This is a genomic window from Streptomyces sp. DSM 116795 (assembly GCF_055792905.1).
In genome coordinates, this window is sequence record NZ_CM147707.1 from 132,785 (window position 1) to 158,900 (window position 26,116).

The window sequence follows — 26,116 nt, forward strand, 5'->3', positions numbered from 1 at the left end:
CGCCGTCAGGCGCCGGTGTACAGGTGCGCCGCCCACAGCGACGGCGTGCCGGGATAGCGGTCCCGCTGAGTGCGGGTGGCGCGGTGCAGGGCGTCGGCGCTTCGGCCGGGGTCGAGCGTGCCGGTCACCGGGTCGCGGAGCGCCGTGTAGAAGTCCTCGGCTATCTCGACGGCGACCTCGTCGTCGAGCATCCACAGGGTGCCGACGACCCTGGGAAAGCCCGCGAGTTGGCAGGCACCGGCCAGGTGGACCGACTCGTCGAGGAGGCGGTCGGCGACGTTGAGCGCGGTGTGGCAGGCCGACAGGTACGCGAGCTGGGCGCCTTCGAGGTCTACGGCAGCGAGGCCGCCGACGGTCAACGGGTGTTCCTCGTGGTCGTGGAGGAGGAGGCGGGCGGCCGACGGGTCGTCGGCGTCGTACTCGCCGTGGCAGGCGAAGTGCATGAGGGGGCGGCCCATCTCGGCCAGCACACGGTCGCGGGTGGGCTGCGGCGAGTCGTCGGCGTCGTTTTCCGGCTCGATCAGGGTGAGGGGATCCGGAAGCAGCGTCGCCACCGCCATCGCCTCCGCCGCGACGTGGTCGAGCCGGCCGTGGCGCGGCAGCCCCGGCGTGGTCGGCATGGCGACGACGAGCGAGCGCCCGGCCGCCGGCCCCGTCGCGTAGGCGGCCTGCCGCTGCCGCCGCCGGGCGTGGTGCAGTGCCCTGACAGTGGGTGTGTAGGCGGAGACGGCACGGTCCATGACGGTCGTGGCGGTCCGGCCCGTGCCGTGGTGCCCCGCGGCGTGCAGGGGAAGCAGGCTCAGCCGTCCGCTCGGTGCCCACCACACCCGCGGCCATGCCGCACCCTCGGGCGGCGGGCGGTCGTACCCGAGGGCGTCGAGGACCGGGCCCGCCGCGTTGTCCCACAGCCACGCCAGCACCTCGGTGAGCACGGCCTGCGCCGCCGCGCGGTCGGCACGCGGATCCGTGGCCTCGCCCAGCGCCACGTGGAACGCGTTGACCTGCTCGATCACGGCCCGCGGCGTGAGGCCGGGCAGCGGCAGCGCGGTGACGCCGTCCGCCGTGAGCAGCAGGGCGTGGCTGTGGAGTTCGTGGAGCGTGAAGGTGACGATCGGGCCCGGCTCGGCCTCGGCCAGCAGCTCGTCGAGGGCCGGCGGCGACGCGAAGCCGGCGAAGCCGTCCAGCGCGCGGATCCGCGCGAGCAGCGCCGACATCTGCGCGGCGGCGTCGACTTCGCGGTCGGGGTCGTCGCTCGCAGCGTGGGCGGGGACGGCGACCCGGTCGAGACGCTCCCGCAGCGCGGAGAACCGCGCCGCCAGCTCGGGGTGGACGCGGCGCAGCTCGGGCAGGTCGCCGCGGGTGTCGAGGGTCTGGCCCAGCAGGACGGCGCGGCCTAGCTCCAGCAGTTGCAGCGCGCGCCGCGCCCGGCGCGGCGCGGGGCGAGCCGTGTCGTTGAGCACGAGGGCGGCGGCGCCGTCGGCGAGGTAGGCGATCGACCGGATCGCGTGCTGCTGGTCGGCGCGGCCTACGCGGTGGGACGCCATCTCCGGCAGGAGCGACACCGCGGTCTCCGCCAGCTCGGCCGCCAGGGCCCGGTCGGTGGTGGCGACGAGCGCGACGCCGATGTCCGCGCCGAGGATCCGGAGCCTCGGCGACGCCGCCTCGGAACGGACAAGTTCGGCCGCGACGCGCGTCCCCTCGTCCCGATCGGCGAAGTCCTCGCCGCGGCGGTCGAACCGCGTCTGCAGCGCCGCCGCCGTCACCATCAGGGCCTCGTGGCGGTGCCGGCTGCCGGCCGGGGCCACGGCGAGGGACCGGCGCCCAGCGTCCACCGCCTCGTCGAGATCCCCCGGATCCTCACCGGCCTGGAAGCGCGTCCGCAGCAGGTTGCACAGGTTCGCCAGGCCCTGGGCCCGGTCGCGTTCGTCGTCCGGCGCGAGGCCGACCGCGCGGCGGCCTACCGTCACCGACTCATCGAGGTCGACCGTGTCGCCCCGCTTCTGGAACCGGATGTGCAGGGCGTTGCTCAACGAGGCCACGTAGACCGGGAGATGCGGGTCGTCCGCCGGGGCCACATCGACGACGCGGCGGGCGGTGTCGACCGACTCGTCGAGGTCCACGTTCCTGCCCGCCTCCGCGAGGCGCCGGAACGCCGAGCTGAGTGAAGCCAGGATCCGGGCACGCTCGGCGGGGTCAAGGGTGGTGTCGTCGGCGAGTCCGCGCAGCGCGTCGATCGCCTCGTCCGCGTCGGTGCTGGAGCCGATACGGGCGTAGCGGTCGTTGAGGGCACCGGCGAGCTGGCACACGGCGTCCACGTGCCCGTCCCCGCCGGCTGCGCACGGGCGGCCGGTCTGCCGGCCGAGGGCGTTGAGCACGAGCGTGTCCATGGAGGGTCGTCCCGTGCCGGCGGCGACGGCGCGGCGGGCGAGGGCGATCGACGCGTCGAGGTCGTCCAGTGATCCCGTCCGGCGCGAGCGCGTCAGCAGCATCTTCGACAGGTTCAGCGGCTCCGCCGGCCGCTCCTCGCCCGGCGCGGCGCTCATCGCCTCGACGGCCCGGCGGCCGACGTCGACGGCCTCGTCCAGGTCCTCATCCTTGTCCGTGCGGCCGAAGCGGGCGTAGAGGCCGGAGCTGAGGTTGGCCAGGCAGGCGGCGCGCTTTGGAGCGTCCGTCGCGACGTCCGCGGTGGCCGCGGCCCGGCGCGAGACGTCGATCGCCTCGTCCAGCTCGGCGACCCCGCCGTCACCACGCTGGAACCGCCTGATCAGCGCGGTGGCCAGGCCCATCAGCCGGTCGCACAGCTCGGTGTGGCCGGCGGGGGTCGTCTCGGCGATCCGCCGTTTCGTGACGATCACCTCGTCGAGGTCGTCGAGCGACCCGTAGCGTTCGAAGCGAACCCCCAGCGCGGTGTCGAGGACGATCAGCGGGAAGTCGGCGCGGCTGTCGTCGTCGCCTGTGGTCTCGACCGCCCCGATGGTCTCGACGGCCTCACGGGCCGCTGTGACCGCCGCGCCGAGGTCGGCTGCCTCGTCCGTCTTCTCGTAGCGGGTCAGCAGCAGGGTTCCGAGGTGGGCGAGGGCCACTGCCCGGATGTGGCGATCGGCGTCGGCGTCCCTCCCGGCGGGCCCGGCGGCCTCGCGCGCCACGGTCACCGCCTCGTCGAGCTCTGCCGGTGCCCGGGTCCGCTCGAAACGGCTGCGCAGCGCCACAGCGAGATCCAGCAGGCGAAGTGCGCGGCCGGGCCCGTGGGTCGACGCGCCGACCGCCCGGCGCAGCACCGCCACGGCCTCGTCGGCATCGGCCTGGGCGCCGCCAGGCTCGCTCAACTCGCAGCGCGTCTGGAGGGCCTTGCCCAGATCCGTCAGGCGCCCGGCCAGGTCGCGCGACTGCGCGGGCGTCGCGTCCACGGCCCGGCGCATGGCGGCCACGGCCTCGTCCAGGTCCCGCGCTGCGCCCGTGTGGTCGAACCGGGTCCGGAGCGCCGCGCCCAGGTTCGACAGGTACATGGGCCGCTCGGGGTGGTCGTCGCCGGCCGCCGCCACGGCTTCGTGCCCGGCCCGCACCGCCTCGTCGGCGTCGGCCGCCTCGTTCGCGAGGGCGAGCCGCCGGGAGAGAGCGGTGCAGAGGTTGTTGAGCATCGCCGCGCGATCGGGGTGGCCCTCGGGGGTGGCGGACACGGCCCGCTGGGTCGTGGTGACGGCCTCGGCCAGGTCGTCCGGTCCGCCGAGGAGCCCGAAGCGTGACTGCAGCACCGCGCCCAGGTTGCTCAGGGCCGCGCTCTGCTCCGGGGGGTGCCCGTCGGTGGCGGCGACCGCCCGGCGCGCCACCGCCACGGCCTCGTCGAGGTCCGATGCGGCGTGCGTGTGCCCGTACTGGGACTTGAGCGCGGCGGCGAGGTTGAGCAGACACCTGCCGCGCGCCAGGTCGCTCGGCGCGATCTCCACGGCCTGCCGCCCGCTGGCCAGCGCGTTGTCGAGGTCGCGCGCGTCCCCGGTCCGCATGAACCGCGTCTGGAGGCCGCCGCAGAGGATCGCCAGCCGCTGCGCCCGGTCCGGGTGGTCCTCGGGGGTGGCGTCGACCAGGTGGATCCACTTGTCGACCACGTCGGAGAGCAGCGCCGTGTCGGAGCCGGCCGAGACGTGCTGGAGCACGGCGGACAGCCTGGGCGCGGCCTCGTCCACCACGGCCGGCAGCAGCGGCGGCGGGAGCTCGGCCTCGCCGAGGATGAACGGGGCCACCGGGGCCAGCACCGCCAGCGCCGCCTCGGCCGCCGCACGGTTCTGCCCCTCCGGCAAGGCCTCGTACTGGTACCAGCCGAACCAGGCCAGCGCCTGCCGGGTCGGCAGGTCCCACCCCTCCTTCTCAGCGTCGGCAAGGCCCTTGGCCACCTCATCGGCGATCGCCGCGACGCCCGGCGTCAGCGCCAGGGACGGATCGCGGGTTTCGCTGATGCGGTGCAGCGCCTCGCCCAGCATCGCCAACAGCTCGTCCCAGCACGCCATTTCGACCCCCGTCCGCCGCGTCCCGGCTCCGCCCCATCGTAAGATGACGGCGTGTCACGCGACAGAAACGGCGGAGCCCGTCGCGACGAGGAGCAGATCGCCGAAGGGCTGGGGTACGTGTGCGAGCACGTCGCCCTGATCCGCACCACGCTGGAGCGCGGCCCGGCCGACGGCCCGGCCCGGCTCGACGCTCTGCTGTCCGCGCTGCGGGCGGGCGAGGACCCGTCCGCCCGCCTCGACGACGTACACCGGGCGCTGCGCGCGGCGCAGGACGCCCTGGGCGTCTTCGGCGCCACCCGCGGCCTCGACTCGCTCCCCGCCGGAAACGCCTCGGTGCTGAGCCCGCCCGGCGTCGCGGCCGACCGGCCCTATGAGCCGGTCCTCCTCTGCCCGCGCACCCACCACCCCTGCGCCCGGTACGCCTGGCCCGAGCCGGACGGCGACCCGCCCGTCTGCCAGGTGAGCGGTACCCCGCTGCGCCGCACCACGCTCGCGCCGTGACCCGACGCCTACGTGACGGCCGGATGCCTTACGTGTCCAGGGGGTTCGGGACTGAGCAGCCCAGGCAGGGGCGCCGGTGGAGGGTTGAAGCGACGTGAGGGGTCACGGGGGCGCAAGGGGGCACTCTTGCAGAGTGGGACGGGAGGACGTCCCCGTCCGGAGGCGAGCCGTACGGAGGAGACATGACGCTGCGACTGGGCCTGGGGCTGCCGCAGATGAAGCACTACGCGCCTGGACGCGATGTGACGGCGGTCGCGCGGGACGCCGAGGCGTGCGGCTTCGACAGCCTGTGGGTCTTCGAGCGCACGCTCGTGCCCGAGGACCCGGTCGACGGCATGTACGGCATCGACGGCCGCCCCTGGCCCGGCACCTTCCGGCACGTCGCCGATCCGCTGGTCACGCTCGCGCAGGCCGCGGCGGTCACTGAGCGGGTGCGGCTGGGCACGTCGGTACTGGTCGCGCCCCTGCACGCGCCCTTCGAACTGGCCCGTACGTTCGGCACGTTGAGCGCGGCGAGCGGCGGCCGGCTCGTCGCGGGCCTCGGCACCGGCTGGTCCCGCGACGAATACGCTGCGGCGGGCGCGGACTTCGGCCGGCGGGGTGCGCTGCTGGACGAACTGCTCGACGTGTGCGAGGAGGTGTGGAGCCCCGGCCCGTCCGCGTACACGGGCGGCCGCACGCGACTCGCTCCGTCCGACGTCGGCCCCAAGCCGCCGGGCGGGAAGATCCCCGTACTGCTGGCCGCGAGCAACTCGCGCACCCTGGAGCGCATCGCCCGCCGCGCGGACGGCTGGATTCCCTCCCTCACCCCGCACCCCGTCGTGGCCCGCACCCGCGCCACGCTCCGCGAACTCGCCGAGCGGCACGGCCGCGACCCGGATGCGCTCACCGTCGTCCAGCGGTGCAGCGTGCGCGTCACCGGCAAGCCGATGGGCGGCGACCGCAGGAAGCACCAGGGAAGCGTCGAGCAGATCGTCGAGGACCTCGCCGAGGGCGTGGCGGCCGGAGTCGACGAGGCGGTCCTGGACCTCCAGAACGGGACGCGTGACGCGGACGAACTGATCGGCGCGGGACGGGAGTTGTACGCGGCGGTCCGCGACGCGGGCATGTAGGGGGACCATGCGGGGGCGCTACGGAGGGACGGCAGCCCTGCGTGCCAGGATCAAGGACATGGCTCTCACCCTGCATGCTCCCGGTATGACCCTGACGGAACACGAGTTCAGTGTTCCCCTGGACCACGCCGCACCGGACGGCGAGCGGATCACCGTGTTCGCGCGCGAAGTCGCCGCTCCCGGCGGCCGTGACCTCCCGTTCCTGGTGTATCTGGAGGGAGGGCCGGGTCAGGAGGCGCCCCGGCCGGCAAGGGCGCCGACGGCGCCGGGCTGGCTGGGGCGGGCACTTCGCGACTACCGGGTGCTGATGCTCGACCAGCGCGGCACCGGCCGTTCCACGCCGGTCGGCGTGCTGCCGGGGATGACTCCCCGGCAGCAGGCCGTGTATCTGACGTACTTCCGCGCCGACGCGATCGTGCAGGACGCCGAGTGGATCCGTGCCGCACTGGGCGTGGAGAAGTGGAGCGTGCTGGGCCAGTCCTTCGGCGGCTTCTGCACACTGCACTACCTGTGCCGGGCGCCCCACGGGCTGCGGGAGGCCCTCTTCACCGGAGGTCTGCCGCCCGTCGGACGCCATCCGGACGAGATCTACCGCGCCACGTTCGAGACGATGCTGGAGCGCAACCGGCGCTACTACCGGCGCTATCCGGCCGACCGTGACCGTGTGCGCGCACTGGTGGAGCGGCTGGATTCCCAGGACGTACGGCTGCCCGCCGGCGACCGTCTGACGTCCCGCCGCTTCCGGCAGCTCGGCCACATGCTCGGCATGAGCGACGGCGCCGAACGACTGCACTATCTGCTCGAACGGGACCCGGACGCCCCCTCGTTCGGGCACGACGTCGCCGCAGCCCTCCCGTTCTCCGGCCGCAACCCGCTCTACGCCGTCATCCACGAATCCAGTTACGCCGACGGTCACGCGACGCGCTGGTCCGCACAACGGGTGCGGCCCGCCGAATTCGAGGCGGACCCGGCCCTGTTCACCGGGGAGCACGTGTTCCCCTGGATGTTCAGCGACTACGGCGAGCTGCAACCGCTGCGTGAGGCGGCGGATCTGCTCGCCGAGCACGAGTGGCCCGCGCTCTACGACGCCGGCCGGCTCCGCGACTGCCGGGTGCCCTGCGCAGCCGCGGTGTACGCCGACGACGCCTACGTCGAGCGGGCGTTCTCCGAGGAGACGGCGCAGCTCATCCCGACCATGCGCGCATGGGTCACCAACGAGTACGAGCACAACGGCCTCCGCGCCGACGGCGACCGTGTCCTCGACCGGCTCATCGGCCTCGCCCGCGGGGACGCCTGAATCCTGACGGGCGCGGCCGGCCCGCGCCGTGCTCAGTCCTCCGGCAGCAGCACCGGCGCGATCTCGTCGTAGACGTCGCCCGGGCCGGGGTTGGAGGGATCCGTGCCGCCGCCGAGGTGGTGCAGCACGCCCCACACGGCGTTGAGCGCGGTCTGCACGGCGCCCTCCGCCCAGCCCGCCGTCCAGGAGACGTCGTCGCCGGCGAGGAAGAGTCCGCGCTTGTCCTCGGGGAGGGAGTCCTGCATGAAGTGCGTGAACAGCCGCCGCTGGTAGCGGTAGTGGCCGGGCAGGTTGGCCTTGAAGGCGCCCATGAAGTACGGCTCGTTCTCCCAGGAGACCGTGACGGGGCTGCCGGTGATGTGACTGCGGATGTCCACCTTCGGATAGATCTCCCCCAGCGACTTCAGCATCACCTCCATGCGCTGATTCGCGTCCAGCGGCAGCCACTTGAGGCTGTCGTCGCACCATGTGTACGAGAGGCAGATGACGGCGGGCCGGTCCGGACCGTCGTCCAGCAGGTAGGTGCCGCGCGTCATCCGGTCGGTGAGCGTCATGCTCATCACGTCGCGGCCGGTCGTCTCGCCGTTCCCGTCGACGGCCTTGTCGAGCCAGAACGGCCGGTCCACGGGCACGAACAGCTTGGAGGACTCCATGTAGTGGGTGCGCTCCACGGCCGTCCAGTGGTCGATGGGCAGCAGTTCGTCGGCACAGTCGATCTTGCTGAGCAGCATCCACGACTGGGCCGTGAAGACCGCCGCGCGGTAGGTGCGGATGTCGCCCGTGGCGTCGGTGACGGTGATGCGGTTGCCGGCGGTGCGGCGCAGGTGGGTCACGGCGGGCCTGGGCTGCCCCGCTCCGCGGCCCTCCGGCCGGTCCCGGTGCCCCTCGTGGAGCTTGGCCAGGGAGGTTCCGGCGGGCCAGTGGACGAGCTTGTCCGGCTCCAGCTCCCACAGCCGCAGCGGGAGCTGCTGGCTGCCGCCGACGATGCTGCGGTGGTCGTCGTCGGCACCGGTGTAGACGACGCGGAGGATCTCCAGGATGGAGTTGGGGAAGTCGGTGTCCCAGCCGCCGGTGCCGAATCCGACCTGCCCGAAGATCTCGCGGTGCCGGAAGGAAGCGAAGGACTCCGAGCCGCACAGGAACCCGTAGAAGGTCTGGTCGTCGAGCCGCGTGACCAGCCGGGACCAGATCTCACGGATGCGCGGCACGTCGCGCTCCCGCAACGCCCGCTGCATGGCGGTGAATTCGGCGCCGTCCTCCAGGCAGGCGTTCCAGGCGTCCATGACCTGGTGGAAGACGGGCGGGAGGTCTTCGAGCGTACGGGCGTAGTGCGAGCGGCCCTTGAGGTCGACCACGGTCGAAGGGGTCCCGGGCGCAAGGGGGTTGGGGAACGGCTCGGTCTCGAGCCCGGTCAGCTCGACGTAGTGCTGGAAGGCGGTCGAGGACGGCGGGAAGCGCATGGCGCCCATCTCGGCCCGCAGTCCGTCCTCGCAGCCTTCGAAGCGTGCGGTGCGCAGCCGGCCGCCGATCTGGTCGGCCTCGTAGACGACGGGCTTGAGGCCGGTCTTCATCAGCTCGAAGGCCGTGACGATGCCGGAGAGTCCGCCGCCGATGACGGCGACCTCGGTGCCGTGTTCGGTGGCGGGTACCGATCCCAGTCCTGCCGGGTGGGCGAGGAAGTCGTCATAGGCGAACGGGAAGTCGGGCCCGGACATCGTCAGCGGCGGGGCGGCGGTGGCCGCGCTCTGCTGCTCCTCGTGTACGGCGGTGGGCACCGTGGACGTCATCGGCGCGCTTCTCCTCTCCGGGGTGCCTGCTCTGGGCACGGGTGTTCAGGGGGCCGGGGGCGCCGGGCTGTTCACGGCGCGCGCCGGGCCGGGCGGGCGGTCGGTCCGGCCGGGCGGACCCGCTCCGGGGGGCGGGATCGGTCGGGTTCAGGCGGCGTAGAGCGCGGGCCGCCGGTCGGTGAGGTAGGTGTTGCGGGCCCGCGAGGCGTGCAGCAGCCCGGTGTCGACGTCGGCGATCAGGAGGGCCTCCTCGCGGCCGGCACGGGCCGGGACGCTCCCGTCGGGAGCGGCGAGGCAGCTGAGCCCCGCGAAGTCGAACTCCCCCTCCCGGCCGGTGCGGTCGGCGTACGCCACGTAGAGCTGGTTCTCCCAGGCACGCGCGGGCAGGACCGTTTCCGCCACGAAGTCGTACGGGCGCATCAGTGCGGTCGGCACCACCAGCAGCTCCGTCCCGGCGAGGGCGTGGGCACGCACCGCTTCGGGGAACTCCACGTCGTAGCAGATGAGAAGGCCGGTGCGGACGCCCTCCAGGTCGGCCTGCACGAGGAGTCGGTCACCGGGCGTGAAGTGGCGGGTCTCGTAGCCGCCGTAGAGGTGTGTCTTGCGGTAGCCGGCGAGGACGCTCCCGTCCGCGCCGACGAGGGCGGCCGTGTTGTGCAACGCGCCGCTGTCCGGGGCACGTTCGGGGTATCCGTAGACCACGGCGATGCCGTGTGCGGCGGCGATCCGGGAGACCGCGCGGGCGGACGGCCCGTCGGCCGTCTCGGCGCGCTCGGCGACGCCGTCCCCCAACGCGTACCCGGTCAGGGAGAGTTCGGGCGTCACCAGCAGCCGGGCGCCCCCCGCGGCGGCAGCGCGGGCGGCGGCGTCGAGCGCGGCGAGACCGTCCTCGGCGGTGCGGGGAACACCGGCTGGGCCCTGGTGCAGGGCGAGGCGCAACGTCGGCATGTGACCTCTGGCTGTGCTCGTGCGTACGGACGCGGGCGCGGCGGCCCGCACGTACGGAGGTGCGGGGGAACACTTCGACGGTACGGTCCCGCACACCGGCCGACAAGGCCCATCTGTTGCGCGCTCGCAGGCTGTCCGTTGCGCATACAGCACGCTCCACGGAGATTCGTTGCACCGGCCCGAACCGGCTGGTGCTCCGAACCGTGCTCCGACCCGTGTCCCGACCCAGAAGTCGCAGGTCAGAACCTGCTCAGCGCGGCGCCCCCGCGGTGTAGCGGCGCAGCAGCGGCGAGAGCACCAGCACCGACTTCGTCCGCTCGACGAACGGCTCACCGGCGATGCGTTCCAGCACCTGCTCGAAGTGGCGCATGTCGGAGGCGAAGATCTGCACCATGGCGTCCGCCTCGCCGGTGACCGTGGACGCGGAGGCGACCTCCGGATAGCGGGCCAGCGCTCGGCGGATGTCCTCGGGTGCGGTCTTCGAGCGGCAGTACATCTCGATGTAGCCCTCGGTCTGCCAGCCCAGCGCCGCCGGGTCCACGCGCACGGTGAACCCGGTGATGGCTCCCTCCGCCCGCAGCCGGTCCACGCGGCGTTTCACGGCGGGGGCGGAGAGGCCCACTTCGGCGCCGATGTCGGCGTACGAGCGGCGGGCGTCCTCGGAGAGGAGGTGGACGATGCGTTCGTCGAGGTCGTCGAGTGTCACTGCGGGCCGGTCACTCTTCCGTGCGCGCGGGCGTCGGTGCGGTCTTCAGCCGGGAGCGGCGCATCCCGTACCCGAAGTACACCACAGCGCCCACGGCCATCCAGACGCCGAACACCCCCCAGGTAACGGCGTCCAGGGCGAGCATCATCCATGCGCACAGCCCCAGGCCGACGAGCGGAAAGAGCGGCGAGAGCGGCACGCGGAAGCCCCGCCGCATCTCCGGCCTGGTACGCCGCAGCACGATCACCGCGACGTTGACGAGGGCGAAGGCGAAGAGGGTGCCGATGCTCGTGGCATCGGCGAGCCGGCCCAGCGGCACGGCCGCGGCGAGCGTCCCGCAGAACGCGGAGACGATGAGGGTGTTGGCCCGGGGGCTGCCGCTGCGCGGGTCGACCTTGGAGAAGACGGCGGGCACCAGCCCGTCCCGCGACATCGCGAAGAGGATGCGGGTCTGTCCGTACAGCACCGTCAGCACGACCGACGCGATGGCGACGACCGCGCCGAAGGCGAGCACGGCCGGCCAGAAGCCCTGTCCGGTGACGCTGTGCAGGACGCCCGAGAGCGCCGCCTCGCTGCCCTCGAACCGCTGCCAGGGCAGGGCGCCCACCGCCACCGCCGCGACCAGGCAGTACAGCAAGGTGACCAGTACGAGCGAGAGGAGGATCGCGCGCGGAAGGTCGCGCTGCGGGTTCTTCGCCTCCTCCCCCGCCGTGGATGCCGCGTCGAATCCGATGTACGAGAAGAAGAGGGTGGCACCGGCGGCGCTCACCCCGGCCATGCCCAGCGGCATGAAGGGCTGGTAGTTGCCCGCCCGGATACCCGCGGCGGCGATGCCGCAGAAGAGCAGCAGCGCGGCGATCTTCACGACGACCATGACGGTGTTGGCGCGTGCGCTCTCCTTCGCGCCGCCGAGCAGAAAGGCCATGGCGAGCAGTACGACGACGAGCGCCGGAACGTTGAAGAGCCCGCCCTCGCCGGGCGGCGCCGAGAGGGCCTGGGGAAGGCCGAGGCCGAGTGTGCCGTGCAGCAGTTCGTCGATGTACTGACCCCAGCCGACGGCGACGGCGGCCACCGACACCCCGTACTCCAGCAGCAGACACCAGCCGCACACCCAGGCGACCAGCTCGCCCATCGTCGCGTAGGCGTAGGAGTAGGAGGAGCCGGCGACGGGGATCGTGCCGGCCAGCTCCGCGTAGGAGAGCGCGGAGAAGAGCGCCGTGAGCCCCGCGATGACGAACGAGACGACGACCGCGGGCCCGGCGTCGGGGACGGCCTCGCCGAGGACGACGAAGATCCCCGTGCCCAGCGTCGCCCCGATGCTGATCATGGTCAGCTGCCACAGGCCGAGGCTGCGCCGCAGCTCACCGCCCTCGCCGTGGCCGCTCTCGGCGACGAGTGTCTCCACCGGCTTGCGGCGCATCAGCTGCGCGGCGTCGCCCCGCCTCCCGCCTTGCCGCCCGTCGGGGGTCTTCGGAGCGGTCGGGCCTGCGCCCTGGTCCAACACGGCAGCGGTCTCCTCGCTGTTGGTCTGCTGTGGCGGCACGACCCTACGAGGCCTCGACGGCGGCCGGTAACTGGGCATCCTTGCGCGTGCGCGGCGATCCGTTGCGCGCGGGAGGCCCGTGGAGGCGAATCGTTCAGGAGCGCGCGAGTCCGCGCTCCACGCGGGCGCGCACCCAGGTGCGGTCGTCGGTGAGGTAGGCGTCCACGGCCAGTCCGGCCTCGGCGAGCGCCGCTTCGAAACGGGGTTCGGACAGGCTCTGTGAGAAGAAGGTCTGGGTCCACCGTGCGCCCCCGAGTTCGTAGGCGATGCATGTACGGGAGGCGTCCTCGCCCAGCGGTTCGATGGACACGACCGAGACGGTCATGTCGCCTCTGCTCCACGACGTCCCCGCGCTCAGGCTCGTGTGCAGGCCGTCGCGCTCACGCTGGACGACGACGCAGCCGTCCGGGGCGGTGTGCCGGGCGCATGTCCGCAGCAGCCGGGTGCGGTGAGCGTCGTCGGCGGTGTTCACGAGGAAAGAGGCGAGCGTCACGGCGTCGAACTGCCGCCCGAGGTCGAGGTCTTCGATCGCGGACTGCACCCTCTCCGCCACGTCCCCGATGTGTGCCAGCATCGCCTCCGACTCGTCGACGGCGGTGACGCGGAGCCCGCCCGCCGCCAGGGGCCGCGTCATCCGGCCCGCTCCGGCGCCGAGTTCGAGAACGGCGGCTCCCGGCGGCACGGCCGCGATGATGATGTCGGTCTCGCCGTTGCCGGGCAGTCGGGCGTACATCTCCACCGAGCAGCCGTCGCGGGTGAATTCGCCTGGACCCGTGCCTGAGTGCCCGTCACGCGTGAATGAGGTCATGAGGGGATCGCAGCACGGCGGGCACCGGCCCGGAAGCGATTCGTCTGACCACGAAGCCCGCCCGCCCTAGCGCCGGCGGCTCGCGCCGTCGCCCCCGGCCTCCGGCCCGGCCCCGGGCGGGCAGCGGGCCGCTCGTCACCCGGGCATCGCCAGCAGCCTGGCCTCCGTCTCCGCGTCCACCCCTGTCGGTGCACGGTCCGGACGCGTCGGGGCCTTCCCGCCGATCCGCATGAGCCACTCCCAGGTGTCGGCCACCGTTTCGGCCACGGGACGGCAACGCAGTCCCGCCCCGAGGGCCTTCGAGACGTCGCTCCGGTGCATGTGGTCGTAGTCGGCGCCCGGCGGCAGCCAGACCGGCAGGCCCGTCCACGGCTCGGCGCCTGCGGCCAGGACCGACTCCGGGCTTCTCCAGTGCAGTTCGGCCTTGCCGCCCGTGACACGCACGCACGACTCCAGGAGCTCTCCCATGGTGGTGTGCCCGGGCGGGGACACCACGTTGTAGGCGCCGGCCAGCCCTCCGGCCGTCGCGTCGAGCAGCCATTCCGCCAGATCACGCACGTCGATGTACTGGATCGGCAGCTCGCGCGGCCCCGGAGCCGGCACGGCTCCGCCACGTGCCGTGCGCAGCAGCCACCACGGCAGCCGGTTGACGTTCTCCCAGGGCCCGAGGATCAGCCCCGCCCGGGCCAGCAGGGCCCGCCCGCCGAAGGCCTCCGATGCGGCGAGCTCCCCGCCGCGCTTGGCCCGTGCGTAGTCGACTTCTCCGTCCGCAGCGGACGCCTCCACCACGGGCCCTTCCTCATCGAGCCCCGCAGCGACGGGTTCTGCGTACACCGACCGGCTGGATACGTAGACGTACCGTCCCGCCCGGTCGCCCTCGGCCAGGAGCCGCGCCGTCTCCCGTACCGCCCTCGGCGCACCGGACCAGGTGTCGACGACGACGTCCCATTCGCCGTGCGCCAGGGCGGCCAGACCGTCCGTCGTGGTGCGGTCGCCGTGCAGCACGCTCACGCCGGGCGGCGCCTCGTGAAGTCCCCGGTGGAAGACGCTCACCTGCCAGCCGCGCGCGAGCGCCTCACCGGTGACGGCGCGTCCCACGAACTCCGTGCCGCCCAGCATCAGCAGTCTCATGCTTCGACTGTGCCCAAGCGCCCGCGGGCGCAGGCCGCTTCGCGCTCTCGGCGAAACCGGTGCGAACGGGCCGACACGTACGCCGCCCCCGTCGCCGGGGGCGTACGGGGGCGGTTCGGCGGAAGGCCGGGCGGGAACGGCCGGGCGTGCGGTCAGCCCTTGCGGGTCTTGACCTCTTCCGTCAGCTTCGGCACGACCTCGAAGAGGTCGCCGACGATGCCGTAGTCCACGAGATCGAAGATCGGGGCCTCGGCGTCCTTGTTGATGGCCACGATCGTCTTTGACGTCTGCATGCCGGCCCGGTGCTGGATCGCGCCGGAGATGCCGGTCGCGACGTACAGCTGCGGGGAGACGGTCTTGCCGGTCTGGCCGACCTGGTTGGAGTGCGGGTACCAGCCGGCGTCGACGGCGGCACGGGAGGCGCCGACGGCCGCGCCGAGCGAGTCGGCCAGCTCCTCGATGATGTGGAAGTTCTCGGCGCCGTTGACGCCGCGGCCGCCGGAGACCACGATCGCGGCCTCGGTCAGCTCCGGGCGCCCGGTCGACTCGCGCGGCGTACGGGAGACGATCCTGGTGCCGGTCGCCGTCTCGCCGAAGGACACCGTCAGCTGCTCGACGGCGCCGGCGGCCGGAGCGGCCTCCGGTGACGTGGAGTTGGGCTTGACCGTGATGACCGGAGTGCCCTTGCTGACGCGGGACTTGGTGGTGAAGGCCGCCGCGAAGACGGACTGGGAGGCCACGGGGCCCTCGGCGCCGGCCTCCAGGTCGACGGCGTCCGTGATGATGCCGGAGCCGATGCGCACCGCGAGGCGGGCGGCGATCTCCTTGCCCTCCGCGGACGACGGGACGAGCACGGCGGACGGGGAGACGGCGTCGTAGGCGGCCTGCAGCGCGTCCACCTTCGGCACGACGAGGTAGTCGGCGAACTCGCCGCTGTCGGCGGCCAGTACCTTCACGGCGCCGTATTCGGCGAGCGTCTTCGCGGCCTCTTCGGCGCCCGGTCCGAGGTGGACGGCGACCGGGTCGCCGATGCGGCGGGCGAGGGTGAGCAGTTCGAGAGTCGGCTTGCGGACGGCACCGTCCACGTGGTCGACGTAGACAAGGACTTCAGCCATGGCATTGCTCCTGCGGAAAAGTGGGGCGGGTGGTGCGGGCGGGCGTTCGCGTCGCGTTCGCGTCGCTCGGTCGGGTCTCAGATGAACTTCTGGCCCACCAGGTACTCAGCGAGCTGCTTGCCGCCCTCGCCCTCGTCCTTGACGACGGTGCCCGCGGTGCGCGGCGGGCGCGGCGTGGCGTCGTCGACCTTGGTCCAGGCGCCCTCGAGTCCGACCTCGTCCGCCTCGATGTCCAGGTCGTCCAGGTCCAGGGACTCCACGGGCTTCTTCTTCGCCGCCATGATGCCCTTGAAGGACGGGTAACGCGCCTCGCCGGACTGGTCGGTGACGGAGATGAGCGCCGGCAGCGAGGCCTCCAGCTGTTCGGTCGCGGTGTCGCCGTCGCGCCGCCCGTTGACCTTGCCGTCGGTGACGGAGACCTCGGACAGCAGCGTCACCTGGGGCACGCCCAGGCGCTCGGCGAGGATGGCCGGGAGCACGCCCATTGTGCCGTCGGTGGAGGCCATGCCGCACACGACGAGGTCGTATCCGGTCTTCTCGATGGCCTTGGCCAGTACGGCCGAGGTGCCCAGCACATCGGTGCCGTGCAGGTCGTCGTCCTCGACGTGGACGGCCTTGTCGGCACCCATGGACAGCGCCTTGCGCAGCGCGTCCTTCGCGTCATCCGGGCCGACGGTCAGCACGGTGATCTCCGCGTCGTCCGCCTCCTCGGAGATCTGCAGCGCCTGCTCCACCGCGTACTCGTCCAGCTCCGAGAGCAGGCCGTCCACGGACTCGCGGTCGGTGGTCAGGTCCTCGGCGAAGTGCCGGTCGCCGGTGGCGTCGGGCACGTACTTCACACAGACAACGATCCTCAGGCTCACGCCGGCTCTCCTACTGCTTGTCCTACGGTTCCGGTCCGTCGCTGAACCGGCACCCCGTTCACTATATTACTCGCCAGTACACATAGCGCGTACCCGGTTCTCAAGGCCGGGAACTGTGACCTTGCCAACCCCCGGGCCCGCCGGAGCACGGGCCCAACTCAATCACGGCAGCTGCACCGCGACGCCATCGGCGACCGCGCTGTCACCGTGCCGAGGCCGTGCGGGAGGGTCAAGGAAGGACCGCGGGATGCGACATCAATCACGGGACCGCCCGTGGCCGTCGCGCTCCCCCGGTGCCTGATGCTCCGTGGCCGTTTCGTGGCCCTCCCTGGCCGCGACCGCCGCGCCCAGCGCCGCGATGACGTCGGCCTTGCGCGGCTGGCCGTACGCGCGGCTCACCTCCCGCCCGCCGGCGTCCAGGACGAGCACCGCCGGGGTGTGCAGGATGCCCAACTCCCGTACGAGCGCGAGGTGCTCCTCGGCGTCGATCTCCGCGTGGCCCACGCCCGGCACCATCGCGGTCACTTCGCGCAGGATGCGCCTCGTCGCACGGCAGGGCTGGCAGAAAGCGCTGGAGAACTGCACGAGCGTGGCACGGCGCCCCAGGGCTCCGGGCCCGAGTGTCCCGGCATCCAGGCGTGCGCCCTCGCCTCCGGTCTGCTGCCGCACTCCGCCCTCCCGTCGTGTGGTGCTGCTCGTATGGTGCTGCGCCGTCCGGTCACCGCGCTCGGCGGCCCCGCGTCCCGCAGTGTGCAGCACATGCCGCATGTACGGGCATTCCCGGCCGGCGCCGGACTGCGGCGGGCCGCCGGGCGGCCCCGGGTGTAGCCATCGGGGACGCCGATGAGGAACCATCTGCGTCGGACAGAAGTTACGCGTCCGTAGGTACGATTGCGCGCCTGGCGGGAGCCACTCCCTTCCAGGACGGACAGGAAGGGCTCCCGAGATGGCAGAACTCGTCTACCCACCCGTGATCGCCACGGCGCGTGCCTGGTTCAAGGCCCTCGACCTGCGATTCGACATCCAGGGCACCGAGCACGTGCCACGCCGCGGCGGCGCCGTGCTGGTCAGCAATCACATCAGCTATCTGGACTTCGTCTTCGCCGGCCTCGCGGCGCTGCCCGCGAAGCGGCTGGTGCGCTTCATGGCGAAGGACTCGGTCTTCCGGCACAAGGTCTCCGGGCCGCTGATGCGGGCGATGAAGCACATACCCGTCGACCGGTCGCGCGGGGAGGGCGCCTACGAACACGCGCTGAAGGCGCTGCGTTCGGGCGAGATCGTCGGGGTGTTCCCCGAGGCGACGATCTCCCGCTCCTTCACGCTCAAGGACTTCAAGTCCGGTGCGGCGCGGATGGCACAGGAGGCGCGCGTGCCCCTGGTGCCCGTCGCCCTGTGGGGGACGCAGCGGCTGTGGACCAAGGGCCGCAAGCGGGACTTCGGACGCAACCACTTCCCCGTCGGCATCCGCGTCGGCGAACCTCTGCACGCCACGGCCGGCGAACCGGCGGCGGGGCTGACGTCCAAGGTGCGCGAGCGCATCCAGGAGCTGCTGGAGGCCGCGCAGCGCGCATACCCGGCCGTTCCGGACGGCCCGCACGACTCGTGGTGGCTGCCGGCCCACATGGGCGGCACGGCGCCGACGCCCGCCGAGGCGAGGGCGATGTAGCGGACGCTGACCCGCCACCGGCCCGGGCGGCGAGGGCCGCCGCCCGCACTGCCCGTACGTCAGCACCGCCGACTGCCGGTGCGTCGGCACGGCCGGTACGTCAGCGGCCCATCTCCTCGCGCAGCGCCGCGACGAATCCGTCGACGTCCGCCTCGCTGGTGTCGAAGGAGCACATCCAGCGCACGTCGCCCGCGGCCTCGTCCCAGAAATAGAACCGGTAGCGCTTCTGCAGGCGCTCGCTGACCTCGTTCGGGAGCCGCGCGAACACTGCGTTCGCCTGGACGGGATGGAGGATCTCCACGCCGTCGACGTCCTTGACGCCCTCGGCGAGCCGGCGGGCCATGGCGTTGGAGTGCCGGGCGTTACGCAGCCACAGATCGCCGGAGAGCAGGGCGTCCCACTGGGCGGATATGAAACGCATCTTGGAGGCGAGCTGCATCGACAGCTTGCGCAGGTGCTTCATCGCCCGGACGGAGCCTGGGTCGAGCACGACGACGGCCTCGCCGAAGAGCATTCCGTTCTTGGTGCCGCCGAGGGAGACGACGTCCACACCTGCGGCGTTGGTGAAGGCGCGCATGGGCCTGTCCAGCGCCGCGGCCGCGTTGGCGATGCGGGCACCGTCGAGGTGGACCTTCATGCCGCGCTCGTGGGCGTGGTCGCAGATCGCCCGGATCTCCTCCACCGTGTAGAGGGTGCCGAGTTCGGTGCTCTGGGTGATGGAGACGACCTGCGGCATCGCGCGGTGCTCGTCGTCCCAGCCGTGAGCCTCGCGGTCGATGAGCTCGGGCGTGAGCTTGCCGTCCTCGGTGGGCACGGTCAGCAGCTTCAGCCCGCCGACCCGTTCCGGTGCGCCGCACTCGTCGACGTGGATGTGGGCGCTGTCGGCGCAGATGACGGCGCCCCAGCGGTCCGTCAGCGCCTGCAGCGAAATCACGTTGGCGCCCGTGCCGTTGAAGACCGGGTACGCCTCGGCGCGCGGCCCGAAGTGGCTTCGTACGGTCTGCTGGAGATGCGCGGTGTACTCGTCGTCGCCGTACGCCGGCTGGTGGCCGCCGTTGGCGAGGGCGAGTGCCGCCAGGATCTCGGGATGCGCGCCCGCGTAGTTGTCGCTCGCGAATCCGCGCGTCCCGGGGTCGTGGCGGCGCTTCGCGTCGGTGGTCACGGCTTCGGGGTCAGCCACAGGCGTTGTCCGTTCACTTCCTCGGTGGGCTTGCTCCACGTGCCGGCGATGGTGTCTGCCAGATCCTTGACGTCGGTGAAGCCCGCGAACTTGGCCTTGGGGCGCTCGGCCCGCATCTGATCGCTCACCAGTGCCTTGACGACAAGGATGGCAGCCGCCGCCTGCGGTCCCGCTTCGCCCCCTGCCTTGCGGAAGGAGTCACCGAGCGCCAGCGTCCACGCCTCGGCCGCCGCCTTGGACGCGGAGTACGCGGCGTTGCCCGCGGTCGGGCTGCTCGCTCCGGCGGCGCTGACCAGCAGATAGCGGCCGTTGCCGCTGCGTGCCAGCGGCGCCTCGAAGGCGAGCGAAGTGTGCTGCACGGTACGGATCAGCAGATCGTGGAGTGTGTCCCAGTGCTCCAGATCGGTCTCGGCGAAGGTCGCCGAACCGCGCCAGCCGCCCACGAGGTGCACGAGCCCGTGCACCTTCCCGAACTCCTTCTCCGTACGGGCGGCCCACTCGCGAGTCGCCGCCAGGTCGAGCAGGTCGACGGTCTCCCCCGTGACGCTCGCGCCGCCGTGGGCGAAGCGGGCGGCGTCGACGGCCTGGGCGAGGCGTTCGACGTCGGAGTCGGCCGCGACGACCGTGGCCCCCTCCTCGGCGAGCCGGAGCAGCGCCGCCGCTCCGGCCGGACCCGCCGCTCCGGCGACGGCGATGACGGACCCTTCGAGGCTGCCTTTTCCGTTCCCCTGGTATCCGCGTGCCGTCGTGTTGCTCATCCCTGTCGCCTCCTGGTCCTCGACGCCCGCCGCTTCTTCGCCGTACCGCCCGCCGGTGTGCTCAGGCGGCGGCCTGCAAGGGGGTCTGCGCGGTGATGCCCTTGGTCGATGCGATCACGGATCGGAGCTTCTTCGCGAGGGCCTCATAGAACATGCTCAGCGGAAACTCATCCGGAAGCACCTCGTCCACGAGCTTGCGCGGCGGGAGGCTCAGATCGAGCGCGTCGGGGCCCTTGGCCCAGGTGGAGCCGGGGTGCGGCGCGAGGTAGCCGGCGACCAGCTCGTAGGCCTTGAACCAGTGGACCAGCTTGGGCCGGTCGATGCCCGCGCGGTAGAGGGTCTCGATCTCCTCGCGCAGCCGCACCGTCACCTGGCGCGCCCGGTCCCAGTCGATGTCGAGCTTGTTGTCGGTCCAGCGCAGCGCACCGTGCTGGTGGAGGTAGGCGAAGAGGAGCTGGCCGCCCAGTCCGTCGTAGTTGCGGTTGCGCTCGCCGGTGACCGGGAAGCGGAAGAGGCGGTCGAGCAGCACGGCGAACTGCACGTCACGGCCCTGCGGGTAGCCCTCGGCCTCCAGGCGTACGCCCTCGTGGAAGGCCGTCAGGTCGCAGCGCAGCTCCTCCAGTCCGTACATCCAGAACGGCTGCCGCTGTTTGATCATGAACGGGTCGAAGGGCAGGTCGCCGTGGCTGTGGGTGCGGTCGTGGATCATGTCCCAGAGCACGAAGGTCTGCTGGCAGCGCGACTGGTCGGTGACGAGCCCGCGGGCGTACTCGGGGAGTTCGAGGCTCGTGACGTCGCACGCGGCGTCCACGACGCGGCGGAAGCGGGCGGCCTCGCGGTCGCAGAAGATGCCGCCCCAGGAGAAGCGTTCGGGCGCCTCGCGCACGGCGACGGTCTCCGGGAAGAGGACGGCCGAGTTCGTGTCGTAGCCGGAAGTGAAGTCCTCGAAGGTGATGCCGCAGAAGAGCGGGTTGTCGTAACGGACGCGCTCCAGTTCGGCCAGCCAGTCGGGCCAGACCATGCGCAGCACGACGGCTTCGAGATTGCGGTCGGGGTTGCCGTTCTGGGTGTACATCGGGAAGACGACCAGGTGCTGGAGGCCGTCCCGGCGGTCCTGCGCGGGCTGGAAGGCGAGCAGGGAGTCGAGGAAGTCCGGGACGCCGAAACCGGCGTCCGCCCAGCCACGCAGGTCGGCGACGAGGGCCTCGTGGTATGCGGAGTCGTGCGGCAGCAGCGGGGTCAGGTCCCGCACAGCGTTGCAGATCTGCTCCAGGTCGGATTCCACGGCGGCCCGGGACGGCGCGCCCTCCGCCTCGAAGTCGATCGAGCCGTCCTTCGACTGCCCGGCCCGTATGGCTTCGACGGCGTCCTTCAGCACTGCCCATGCCGGGTGTTCGACCACGCGGGCGGCGGACGCATCCCCGGCGTCCGCGGCCTTGGACGAAAGCATTTCCGTCATGACTACCCCTCCACAGAAGAACCTGGCGTCAAGGAAACGGTAGCCGGGCCCGGGCGTACCCTCAAGTGGAGCAGCAGGAAATCGTTCGCCGTAACCCCTACCTCAATCGTCGATCTTCCTGTCTGACACGGTCGCCGCAATGACTTTGCCCAGTCCGGCCATGGCTTCGGAAGCGTCCGGCAGCAGCTCGCCGACCGCCAGGAAGCCGTGGAACATCCCCGGGAAGTGCGCCTCGGTCACGGCGACTCCGGCCTCGCGCAGCTTCGCCGCGTACGCCCGGCCCTCGTCGCACAGCGGATCGCAGCCCGCGGTGATCACGTGTGCGGGCGGCAGTCCCGCCAGGTCCGCGCGCAGCGGCGCCGCGTAGTGGTGCGTCGGGTCGGAGTCCGGACCGAAGTACTGCGCGCCGAACCACAGCATGGCCGCCTCGGTGAGGAAGAACCCCTCCGCGTTGAGACGGCGGGACTCCGTCTCGGCCAGCGGGTCGGTGGAGGGGTAGATCAGCGACTGGTGTGCGATCCGCGGACCGCCGCGCTCGCGGGCCATGATCGCGCACACGGCGGCCAGATTCCCGCCGGCGCTGTCGCCCGCCACGATCAGCGCGTCCTGGTCCCCGCCCAGAGCGGCGATGTTCTCCGCGGCCCAGCACACCGCCGCGTAGGCGTCCTCGGCCGGCTCGGGGAAGCGGGCCTCGGGTGCCAGCCGGTAGTCGACGGAGACGACCACCGCGCCGGACGCCGTGCACATGGCACGCGCCGTCGTGTCGTGCGAATCGAGACCGCCCAGCACCCAGCCGCCCCCGTGGAAGAAGACCACCGTGGGCACACCGGCGCGGCCGGACTCCTCCCCGTACGGGCGGTAGACCCGCACCGGCAGCTCGGGCGCGCCCTCGGGCCCGGGGATCAGCCGGTCGGAGACCTCGCCCACGGCGGGAAGCCGCGGCGGCTCCGGCATCGACAGGGCCAGGACGCGGCGGGCCTCGGCGGCGTCATGGACGGTGACGCCGACATCGGGGAACGCGGCGACCAGGAGCTCCATCAGCTCGCGGGCTCCCGGGGCGAGGCGCTCGGGTTCGTGGGACGCGGTGCTGCCGCTCACGTTGCTGCTCCTTCGTCGCGTATGTACGTTTCGTCCGCCGGGTGTTCGTCCGGGCGTCGCCCGTGGTGCCGAGGATGGCCGGGGAACCGGCCGGGGCTCCCCGGCCGCTAGTCTGTCCGCCGCGCACGTCACCATGTGCGCCCGTCGCCACAGAGAAGAGAGAAGGTGCCGTGTCACTGCTCACCGTCGGCCACCGCGGGGTGATGGGCGTGGAGCCCGAGAACACCCTGCGCTCCTTCGTCCGCGCCGAGCACGAGGGGCTCGACGTCATCGAACTGGACCTGCACCTGAGCAAGGACGGCGCGCTGGTGGTGATGCACGACGCCGACGTCTCGCGCACCACGGACGGTTCGGGCGCCATCGGCGACTTCACCCTGGCGGAACTGCGCGAACTCGACGCCGGGCAGGGCGAACGCATCCCCGTCTTCCAGGAGGTCGTGGACGCCGTACGGTCCCCGCTGCAGGCCGAGATCAAGGACCGGGCCGCCGCCCGGGTGCTGTCTGGGGTGATCTCCGAACTCGGGCTGCACGACCGCGTCACCGTCATCTCCTTCCACGACGAGGCGCTGCGCGAGGTCCGCGAGCACCTGCCCGAGATGCCCCTGGTGCTGGTCACCGGCCAGTCGACGCCCACAGCCCCCGAACGGGCCGTGGACCTGGGCGCGTTCATGGTCTCGTGCGAGCTGCAGTGGCTGGAGGCCGGGACCGTGGAGCGCTGTCACGCCCACGGAATCAAGGTCATCACCTGGACGGTGAACACCGACGAGGAACTGGCCCGCGTCCGCGAGCTGGGGCTCGACGGCCTGGTGACCGATATGCCGGAGATCAAGAGGGCAGCGCGCCGAGCGTCTTGACCAGCAGCTCGAAGGCGAGGTCGCCCCGCTGGGGAATCCCGAACCGCTCGTCGCCGTACGGGAAAGGCGTGACCTTGCCGGTACGGACGTAGCCGCGGCGCTCGTACCAGGCGATCAGGTCCTCGCGCTGCCGGATCACCGTCATGTGCATCTCGCGCGAATCCCACTCGGCGGCGACGGTGCGTTCGGCCTCCGCCAGTACGGCCTTGCCCAGCCCGGCGCCCTGCATTTCGGGACGGACCGCGAACATCCCGAAGTAGGCGGCCTCGCCGCGCCTCTCCAGCTGGCAGCAGGCCACGAGGCCGCCCGCCCGCTCGACCGCGAGCATGATGCTGCCGTCACCGGTGACGACGGCGCCGACGCCCTCCGGGTCGGTGCGCTGGCCTTCCAGCAGGTCGGCCTCGGTCGTCCAGCCGGCGCGGCTGGAGTCGCCGCGGTAGGCGGACTCCAGCAGTGCGACGAGAGCGTGCACGTCCTCCGCCCCGGCGACGCGGAAGGTCAGCTCACCGGTCTCCTTGACGTTCTCCATGGTCGGAGACCCTAAGGCACCGCGCCCGGGAATAGAGTCGGTCGGCATGGTGCACGTACTGAGCAGCCGCATGCTGCTGCGGCCGACCGATCCGGAACGCACACGGGTCTTCTACGGACAGACGCTCGGGCTCGCGGTCGCCCGCGAGTTCGGGACGGGCCCGGAGCGCGGCACGGTCTACTTCCTGGGCGGCGGATTCCTGGAGGTGTCCGGACGCTCCGACTCCCCTCCCGCGCCCGGCCTTTCACTGTGGCTTCAGGTGCGGGACGCACACGAGGCCGAGCGCGAGCTGACCGGGGCCGGGGCCGAGGTGCTGAGGGAGCCGGTGCGGGAGCCGTGGGGCCTGATCGAGATGTGGATCGCCGATCCGGACGGCGTACGCATCTGCGTCGTCGAGGTTCCCGAGGACCATCCGATGCGCTACCGGCCGGGGATCTGAGCCGAAGCCGTCAGGGGGCCGGTCCCATCGGGCGCCGGCCGCACCGGCGGGCCGCCCGGCCGAGCCCTTGAGCGCTCCCCCGTTGCGCCCGTGCGCTCCCGTGTGACGGCGCCCCGGCGGGCAGCCTCACCTCGGGGGCGAGCGGGGAGGCCGGTGATGCACGAGTCAGCGACGGTCGGCTGGATGCTGTCGGCTCTGTGCGCGTTCGTCGCCGCCGTATGCCTGCTGCGCGCGAGGGGTGCCGGGGGGATGCGGCGGCGTACTGCCACGAGCGAGGCCCTGATGGGGCTGGGGATGGCGGCGATGGCGCTGCCCGGCAGCGTGTCCGCGGCACCGTCCCCGCTCGTCTTCCTGGTGCTCTTCGGCGCCGTCAGTGTGCGGGAGCTGGCGCTGCTGCTGGAAGCACGGCGTACGGGCGGGCCGCCGCGCGGGACCGTACGTCCGGAGCAGGCGCCGCACCCCCACCACCTTCATCACCTTCACCACCTCGTGGGTGCGCTGGCGATGATCTACATGGCGCTGGCGATGCCGGCGTCCCACGGCGCCTCGGCGGGCGCCGGGGGGCATTCGGCCGCGAGCGCCGCCGCTTCCGGGCTGCCGCTGCTGACCGGTGCGCTGCTCGTCTACTACTCGGCCTACGTGCTGCGCACGGGGCTGCTTCTGCTGCCGGCGGCGCCCTGCGGAGAGACCGGCGCGGCCGGGACGGCCGACGGCGGCTGCGCGGCGCACGACGTGCCGGGACTGGCTGCGGCATGCCGAGTCGCCATGGGCACAGGCATGTTGGCGATGCTGCTCATGCTGTGAGGGATCGGTCACTTCTGCGCGGGTGGGCGTACCGCCCCGTGGCCGGCGGCTCATAGTCTGCAGTCATGATGGTCCCGCTGGCGCTGCTCGTACTCGGCGGGCTGGCCGCTGCCGTCGCCCCCCGCGTACTGGCCCGTTCGTCCTGGCCGGAACGGGAGCCTGTGCTCGGGCTCTGGATGTGGCAGTGCGTCGTCGCCGCGGTCCTGCTGTGCTGCCTGCTGGCCATGGCGTTCTCGGCTGCGGCGGCGTGGCAGGTCGTACGGGGTCATGTCTTCGCGCCGGCACCGAACGGCGTCGAGGAGGCATACGGACTCGGACTCGGCACGTACGGGCCCTGGGCCGGAGGCCTCGCGGTGCTCCTGGCCTGCGGCGGCGCCTGGACGGGCGCGATGCTGCTGCGCGAGGTGCACGAGGCAAGGATGAGGCGCCGCCGGCGGCGTGCGGAACTGCGTGAGCGCGCCCCGCGGCTGCCCGGCGAGGAGCCCTCAGACGCCGGCCCTCTGGTGGTGCTGGAGGGGAACAAGCCGGACGCCTGGTGGCTGCCCGGCAGCACGCCGCGGCTCGTCGTCACCACGGCCGCGCTCCGGCGTCTGAAGGGCCGCCAGCTGGACGCGGTACTGGAACACGAGCAGGGCCACGCACGTGCCCGCCACGACTGGCTGATGCACTGCTCCTCCGCGCTCGCGGCGGGCTTTCCCCAGGTGCCGGTCTTCGCCGCGTTCCGCGACCAGGTGCACGCCCTCGCCGAGATGGCCGCCGACGACGCCGCGTCGAAACGGTACGGCCGGCTCACCATCGCCCTCGCCCTGGTGGAACTCAACGAGGACCGCGGGGTGTTCGGGCCGGCCCCGACGCCGCTGGCCCAGGTCCCACACAGGGTGCAGCGTCTGCTGGCCGCCGCTCCCCGGCTTCCCGTCTCGCGCCGCCTGCGGATGACCGCGGCTGCCGTACTCGTGCCTGCCGTGCCCCTGCTTGTCGCTTTCGTGCCGGGACTCTCAGCGCTTCGTTAGCGGGGA

At 72.5% G+C, this 26,116-nt stretch carries 22 protein-coding genes and 1 pseudogene; 8 read left to right on the top strand and 15 right to left on the bottom strand.

Annotated features, from left to right (window positions below; all coding sequences use genetic code 11):
- Positions 1-5: 5 nt before the first annotated feature.
- Entirely contained in the window at positions 6-4,502 is a 4,497-nt protein-coding gene (locus ACSMXX_RS00500; protein ID WP_473182017.1) for a CHAT domain-containing protein, read from the bottom strand.
- A gap of 51 nt (positions 4,503-4,553) precedes the next feature.
- Between ACSMXX_RS00500 and ACSMXX_RS00505 the strand changes: the two genes are divergently transcribed.
- The 3 genes from ACSMXX_RS00505 to ACSMXX_RS00515 all read left to right on the top strand — a co-directional run bounded on the left by ACSMXX_RS00505 (position 4,554) and on the right by ACSMXX_RS00515 (position 7,412).
- Positions 4,554-5,003 (top strand): hypothetical protein, encoded by a 450-nt coding sequence (locus tag ACSMXX_RS00505; RefSeq protein ID WP_473182018.1) that lies wholly within the window; start codon positions 4,554-4,556, stop codon positions 5,001-5,003.
- Positions 5,004-5,185: 182 nt separating this feature from the next.
- On the top strand, positions 5,186-6,115 hold the full coding sequence (locus ACSMXX_RS00510) for an LLM class F420-dependent oxidoreductase (protein ID WP_473182019.1): 930 nt from the start codon (positions 5,186-5,188) through the stop codon (positions 6,113-6,115).
- Between the two features lie 85 nt (positions 6,116-6,200).
- Positions 6,201-7,412 carry an alpha/beta fold hydrolase gene (locus tag ACSMXX_RS00515; protein WP_473182020.1) on the top strand — a complete coding sequence of 404 codons (1,212 nt, stop codon included), beginning with the start codon at positions 6,201-6,203 and terminating at the stop codon, positions 7,410-7,412.
- 32 nt (positions 7,413-7,444) lie between these two features.
- Here the strand turns inward: ACSMXX_RS00515 and ACSMXX_RS00520 are convergent, their stop codons facing one another.
- The 9 genes and pseudogenes from ACSMXX_RS00520 to ACSMXX_RS00560 form a co-directional block, all read right to left on the bottom strand.
- Positions 7,445-9,199 (bottom strand): flavin monoamine oxidase family protein, encoded by a 1,755-nt coding sequence (locus ACSMXX_RS00520; protein WP_473182021.1) that lies wholly within the window; start codon positions 9,197-9,199, stop codon positions 7,445-7,447.
- 147 nt (positions 9,200-9,346) lie between these two features.
- Entirely contained in the window at positions 9,347-10,147 is an 801-nt protein-coding gene (locus tag ACSMXX_RS00525) for a carbon-nitrogen hydrolase family protein (protein WP_473182022.1), read from the bottom strand.
- Positions 10,148-10,397: 250 nt separating this feature from the next.
- Positions 10,398-10,853 carry an Lrp/AsnC family transcriptional regulator gene (locus ACSMXX_RS00530; RefSeq protein WP_473182023.1) on the bottom strand — a complete coding sequence of 152 codons (456 nt, stop codon included), beginning with the start codon at positions 10,851-10,853 and terminating at the stop codon, positions 10,398-10,400.
- 10 nt (positions 10,854-10,863) lie between these two features.
- Complete coding sequence (locus ACSMXX_RS00535) at positions 10,864-12,357, bottom strand: amino acid permease (protein WP_473184578.1); 1,494 nt, start codon at positions 12,355-12,357, stop codon at positions 10,864-10,866.
- Positions 12,358-12,490: 133 nt separating this feature from the next.
- Entirely contained in the window at positions 12,491-13,204 is a 714-nt protein-coding gene (locus ACSMXX_RS00540) for a class I SAM-dependent methyltransferase (RefSeq protein WP_473182024.1), read from the bottom strand.
- Positions 13,205-13,339: 135 nt separating this feature from the next.
- Entirely contained in the window at positions 13,340-14,335 is a 996-nt protein-coding gene (locus ACSMXX_RS00545; RefSeq protein WP_473182025.1) for an NAD-dependent epimerase/dehydratase family protein, read from the bottom strand.
- Between the two features lie 152 nt (positions 14,336-14,487).
- Positions 14,488-15,450, bottom strand: a complete 963-nt coding sequence (locus tag ACSMXX_RS00550; RefSeq protein ID WP_473182026.1) for an electron transfer flavoprotein subunit alpha/FixB family protein — start codon at positions 15,448-15,450, stop codon at positions 14,488-14,490.
- Between the two features lie 77 nt (positions 15,451-15,527).
- Positions 15,528-16,313 (bottom strand): electron transfer flavoprotein subunit beta/FixA family protein, encoded by a 786-nt coding sequence (locus ACSMXX_RS00555; protein ID WP_473182027.1) that lies wholly within the window; start codon positions 16,311-16,313, stop codon positions 15,528-15,530.
- Positions 16,314-16,649: 336 nt separating this feature from the next.
- A pseudogene (locus tag ACSMXX_RS00560) lies at positions 16,650-17,081 on the bottom strand (thioredoxin family protein); the annotation flags it as partial.
- Positions 17,082-17,259: 178 nt separating this feature from the next.
- On the opposite strand from ACSMXX_RS00560, the gene ACSMXX_RS00565 reads away from it, so the two are divergent.
- Positions 17,260-17,979 (top strand): lysophospholipid acyltransferase family protein, encoded by a 720-nt coding sequence (locus ACSMXX_RS00565; RefSeq protein WP_473182028.1) that lies wholly within the window; start codon positions 17,260-17,262, stop codon positions 17,977-17,979.
- A 100-nt stretch (positions 17,980-18,079) separates the two neighbouring features.
- Here ACSMXX_RS00565 and ACSMXX_RS00570 read toward each other — a convergent pair whose 3' ends face one another.
- The 4 genes from ACSMXX_RS00570 to ACSMXX_RS00585 form a co-directional block, all read right to left on the bottom strand.
- Positions 18,080-19,159: a threonine aldolase family protein gene (locus tag ACSMXX_RS00570; RefSeq protein WP_473182029.1), complete on the bottom strand. Its 1,080-nt coding sequence runs from the start codon at positions 19,157-19,159 to the stop codon at positions 18,080-18,082.
- Complete coding sequence (locus tag ACSMXX_RS00575; RefSeq protein WP_473182030.1) at positions 19,138-19,917, bottom strand: SDR family NAD(P)-dependent oxidoreductase; 780 nt, start codon at positions 19,915-19,917, stop codon at positions 19,138-19,140. Before ACSMXX_RS00575 ends, ACSMXX_RS00570 begins: the two co-directional genes overlap by 22 nt.
- 61 nt (positions 19,918-19,978) lie before the next feature.
- The gene (locus tag ACSMXX_RS00580) at positions 19,979-21,376 is read right to left on the bottom strand and encodes a DUF6421 family protein (protein ID WP_473182031.1); all 1,398 of its coding nucleotides are present in this window, start codon (positions 21,374-21,376) and stop codon (positions 19,979-19,981) included.
- Positions 21,377-21,478: 102 nt separating this feature from the next.
- On the bottom strand, positions 21,479-22,474 hold the full coding sequence (locus ACSMXX_RS00585) for an alpha/beta hydrolase (RefSeq protein WP_473182032.1): 996 nt from the start codon (positions 22,472-22,474) through the stop codon (positions 21,479-21,481).
- Positions 22,475-22,644: 170 nt separating this feature from the next.
- On the opposite strand from ACSMXX_RS00585, the gene ACSMXX_RS00590 reads away from it, so the two are divergent.
- Positions 22,645-23,328 carry a glycerophosphodiester phosphodiesterase gene (locus ACSMXX_RS00590; RefSeq protein WP_473182033.1) on the top strand — a complete coding sequence of 228 codons (684 nt, stop codon included), beginning with the start codon at positions 22,645-22,647 and terminating at the stop codon, positions 23,326-23,328.
- Here the strand turns inward: ACSMXX_RS00590 and ACSMXX_RS00595 are convergent.
- Positions 23,300-23,857, bottom strand: a complete 558-nt coding sequence (locus tag ACSMXX_RS00595; protein ID WP_473182034.1) for a GNAT family N-acetyltransferase — start codon at positions 23,855-23,857, stop codon at positions 23,300-23,302. The genes ACSMXX_RS00590 and ACSMXX_RS00595 overlap by 29 nt on opposite strands.
- 46 nt (positions 23,858-23,903) lie before the next feature.
- Between ACSMXX_RS00595 and ACSMXX_RS00600 the strand changes: the two genes are divergently transcribed.
- From ACSMXX_RS00600 to ACSMXX_RS00610, 3 genes are all read left to right on the top strand, one after another.
- Complete coding sequence (locus ACSMXX_RS00600) at positions 23,904-24,296, top strand: VOC family protein (protein ID WP_473182035.1); 393 nt, start codon at positions 23,904-23,906, stop codon at positions 24,294-24,296.
- A 156-nt stretch (positions 24,297-24,452) separates the two neighbouring features.
- Positions 24,453-25,100, top strand: a complete 648-nt coding sequence (locus ACSMXX_RS00605) for a DUF5134 domain-containing protein (protein WP_473182036.1) — start codon at positions 24,453-24,455, stop codon at positions 25,098-25,100.
- Positions 25,101-25,165: 65 nt separating this feature from the next.
- Positions 25,166-26,110 (top strand): M56 family metallopeptidase, encoded by a 945-nt coding sequence (locus ACSMXX_RS00610; RefSeq protein WP_473182037.1) that lies wholly within the window; start codon positions 25,166-25,168, stop codon positions 26,108-26,110.
- Positions 26,111-26,116 lie beyond the last annotated feature (6 nt).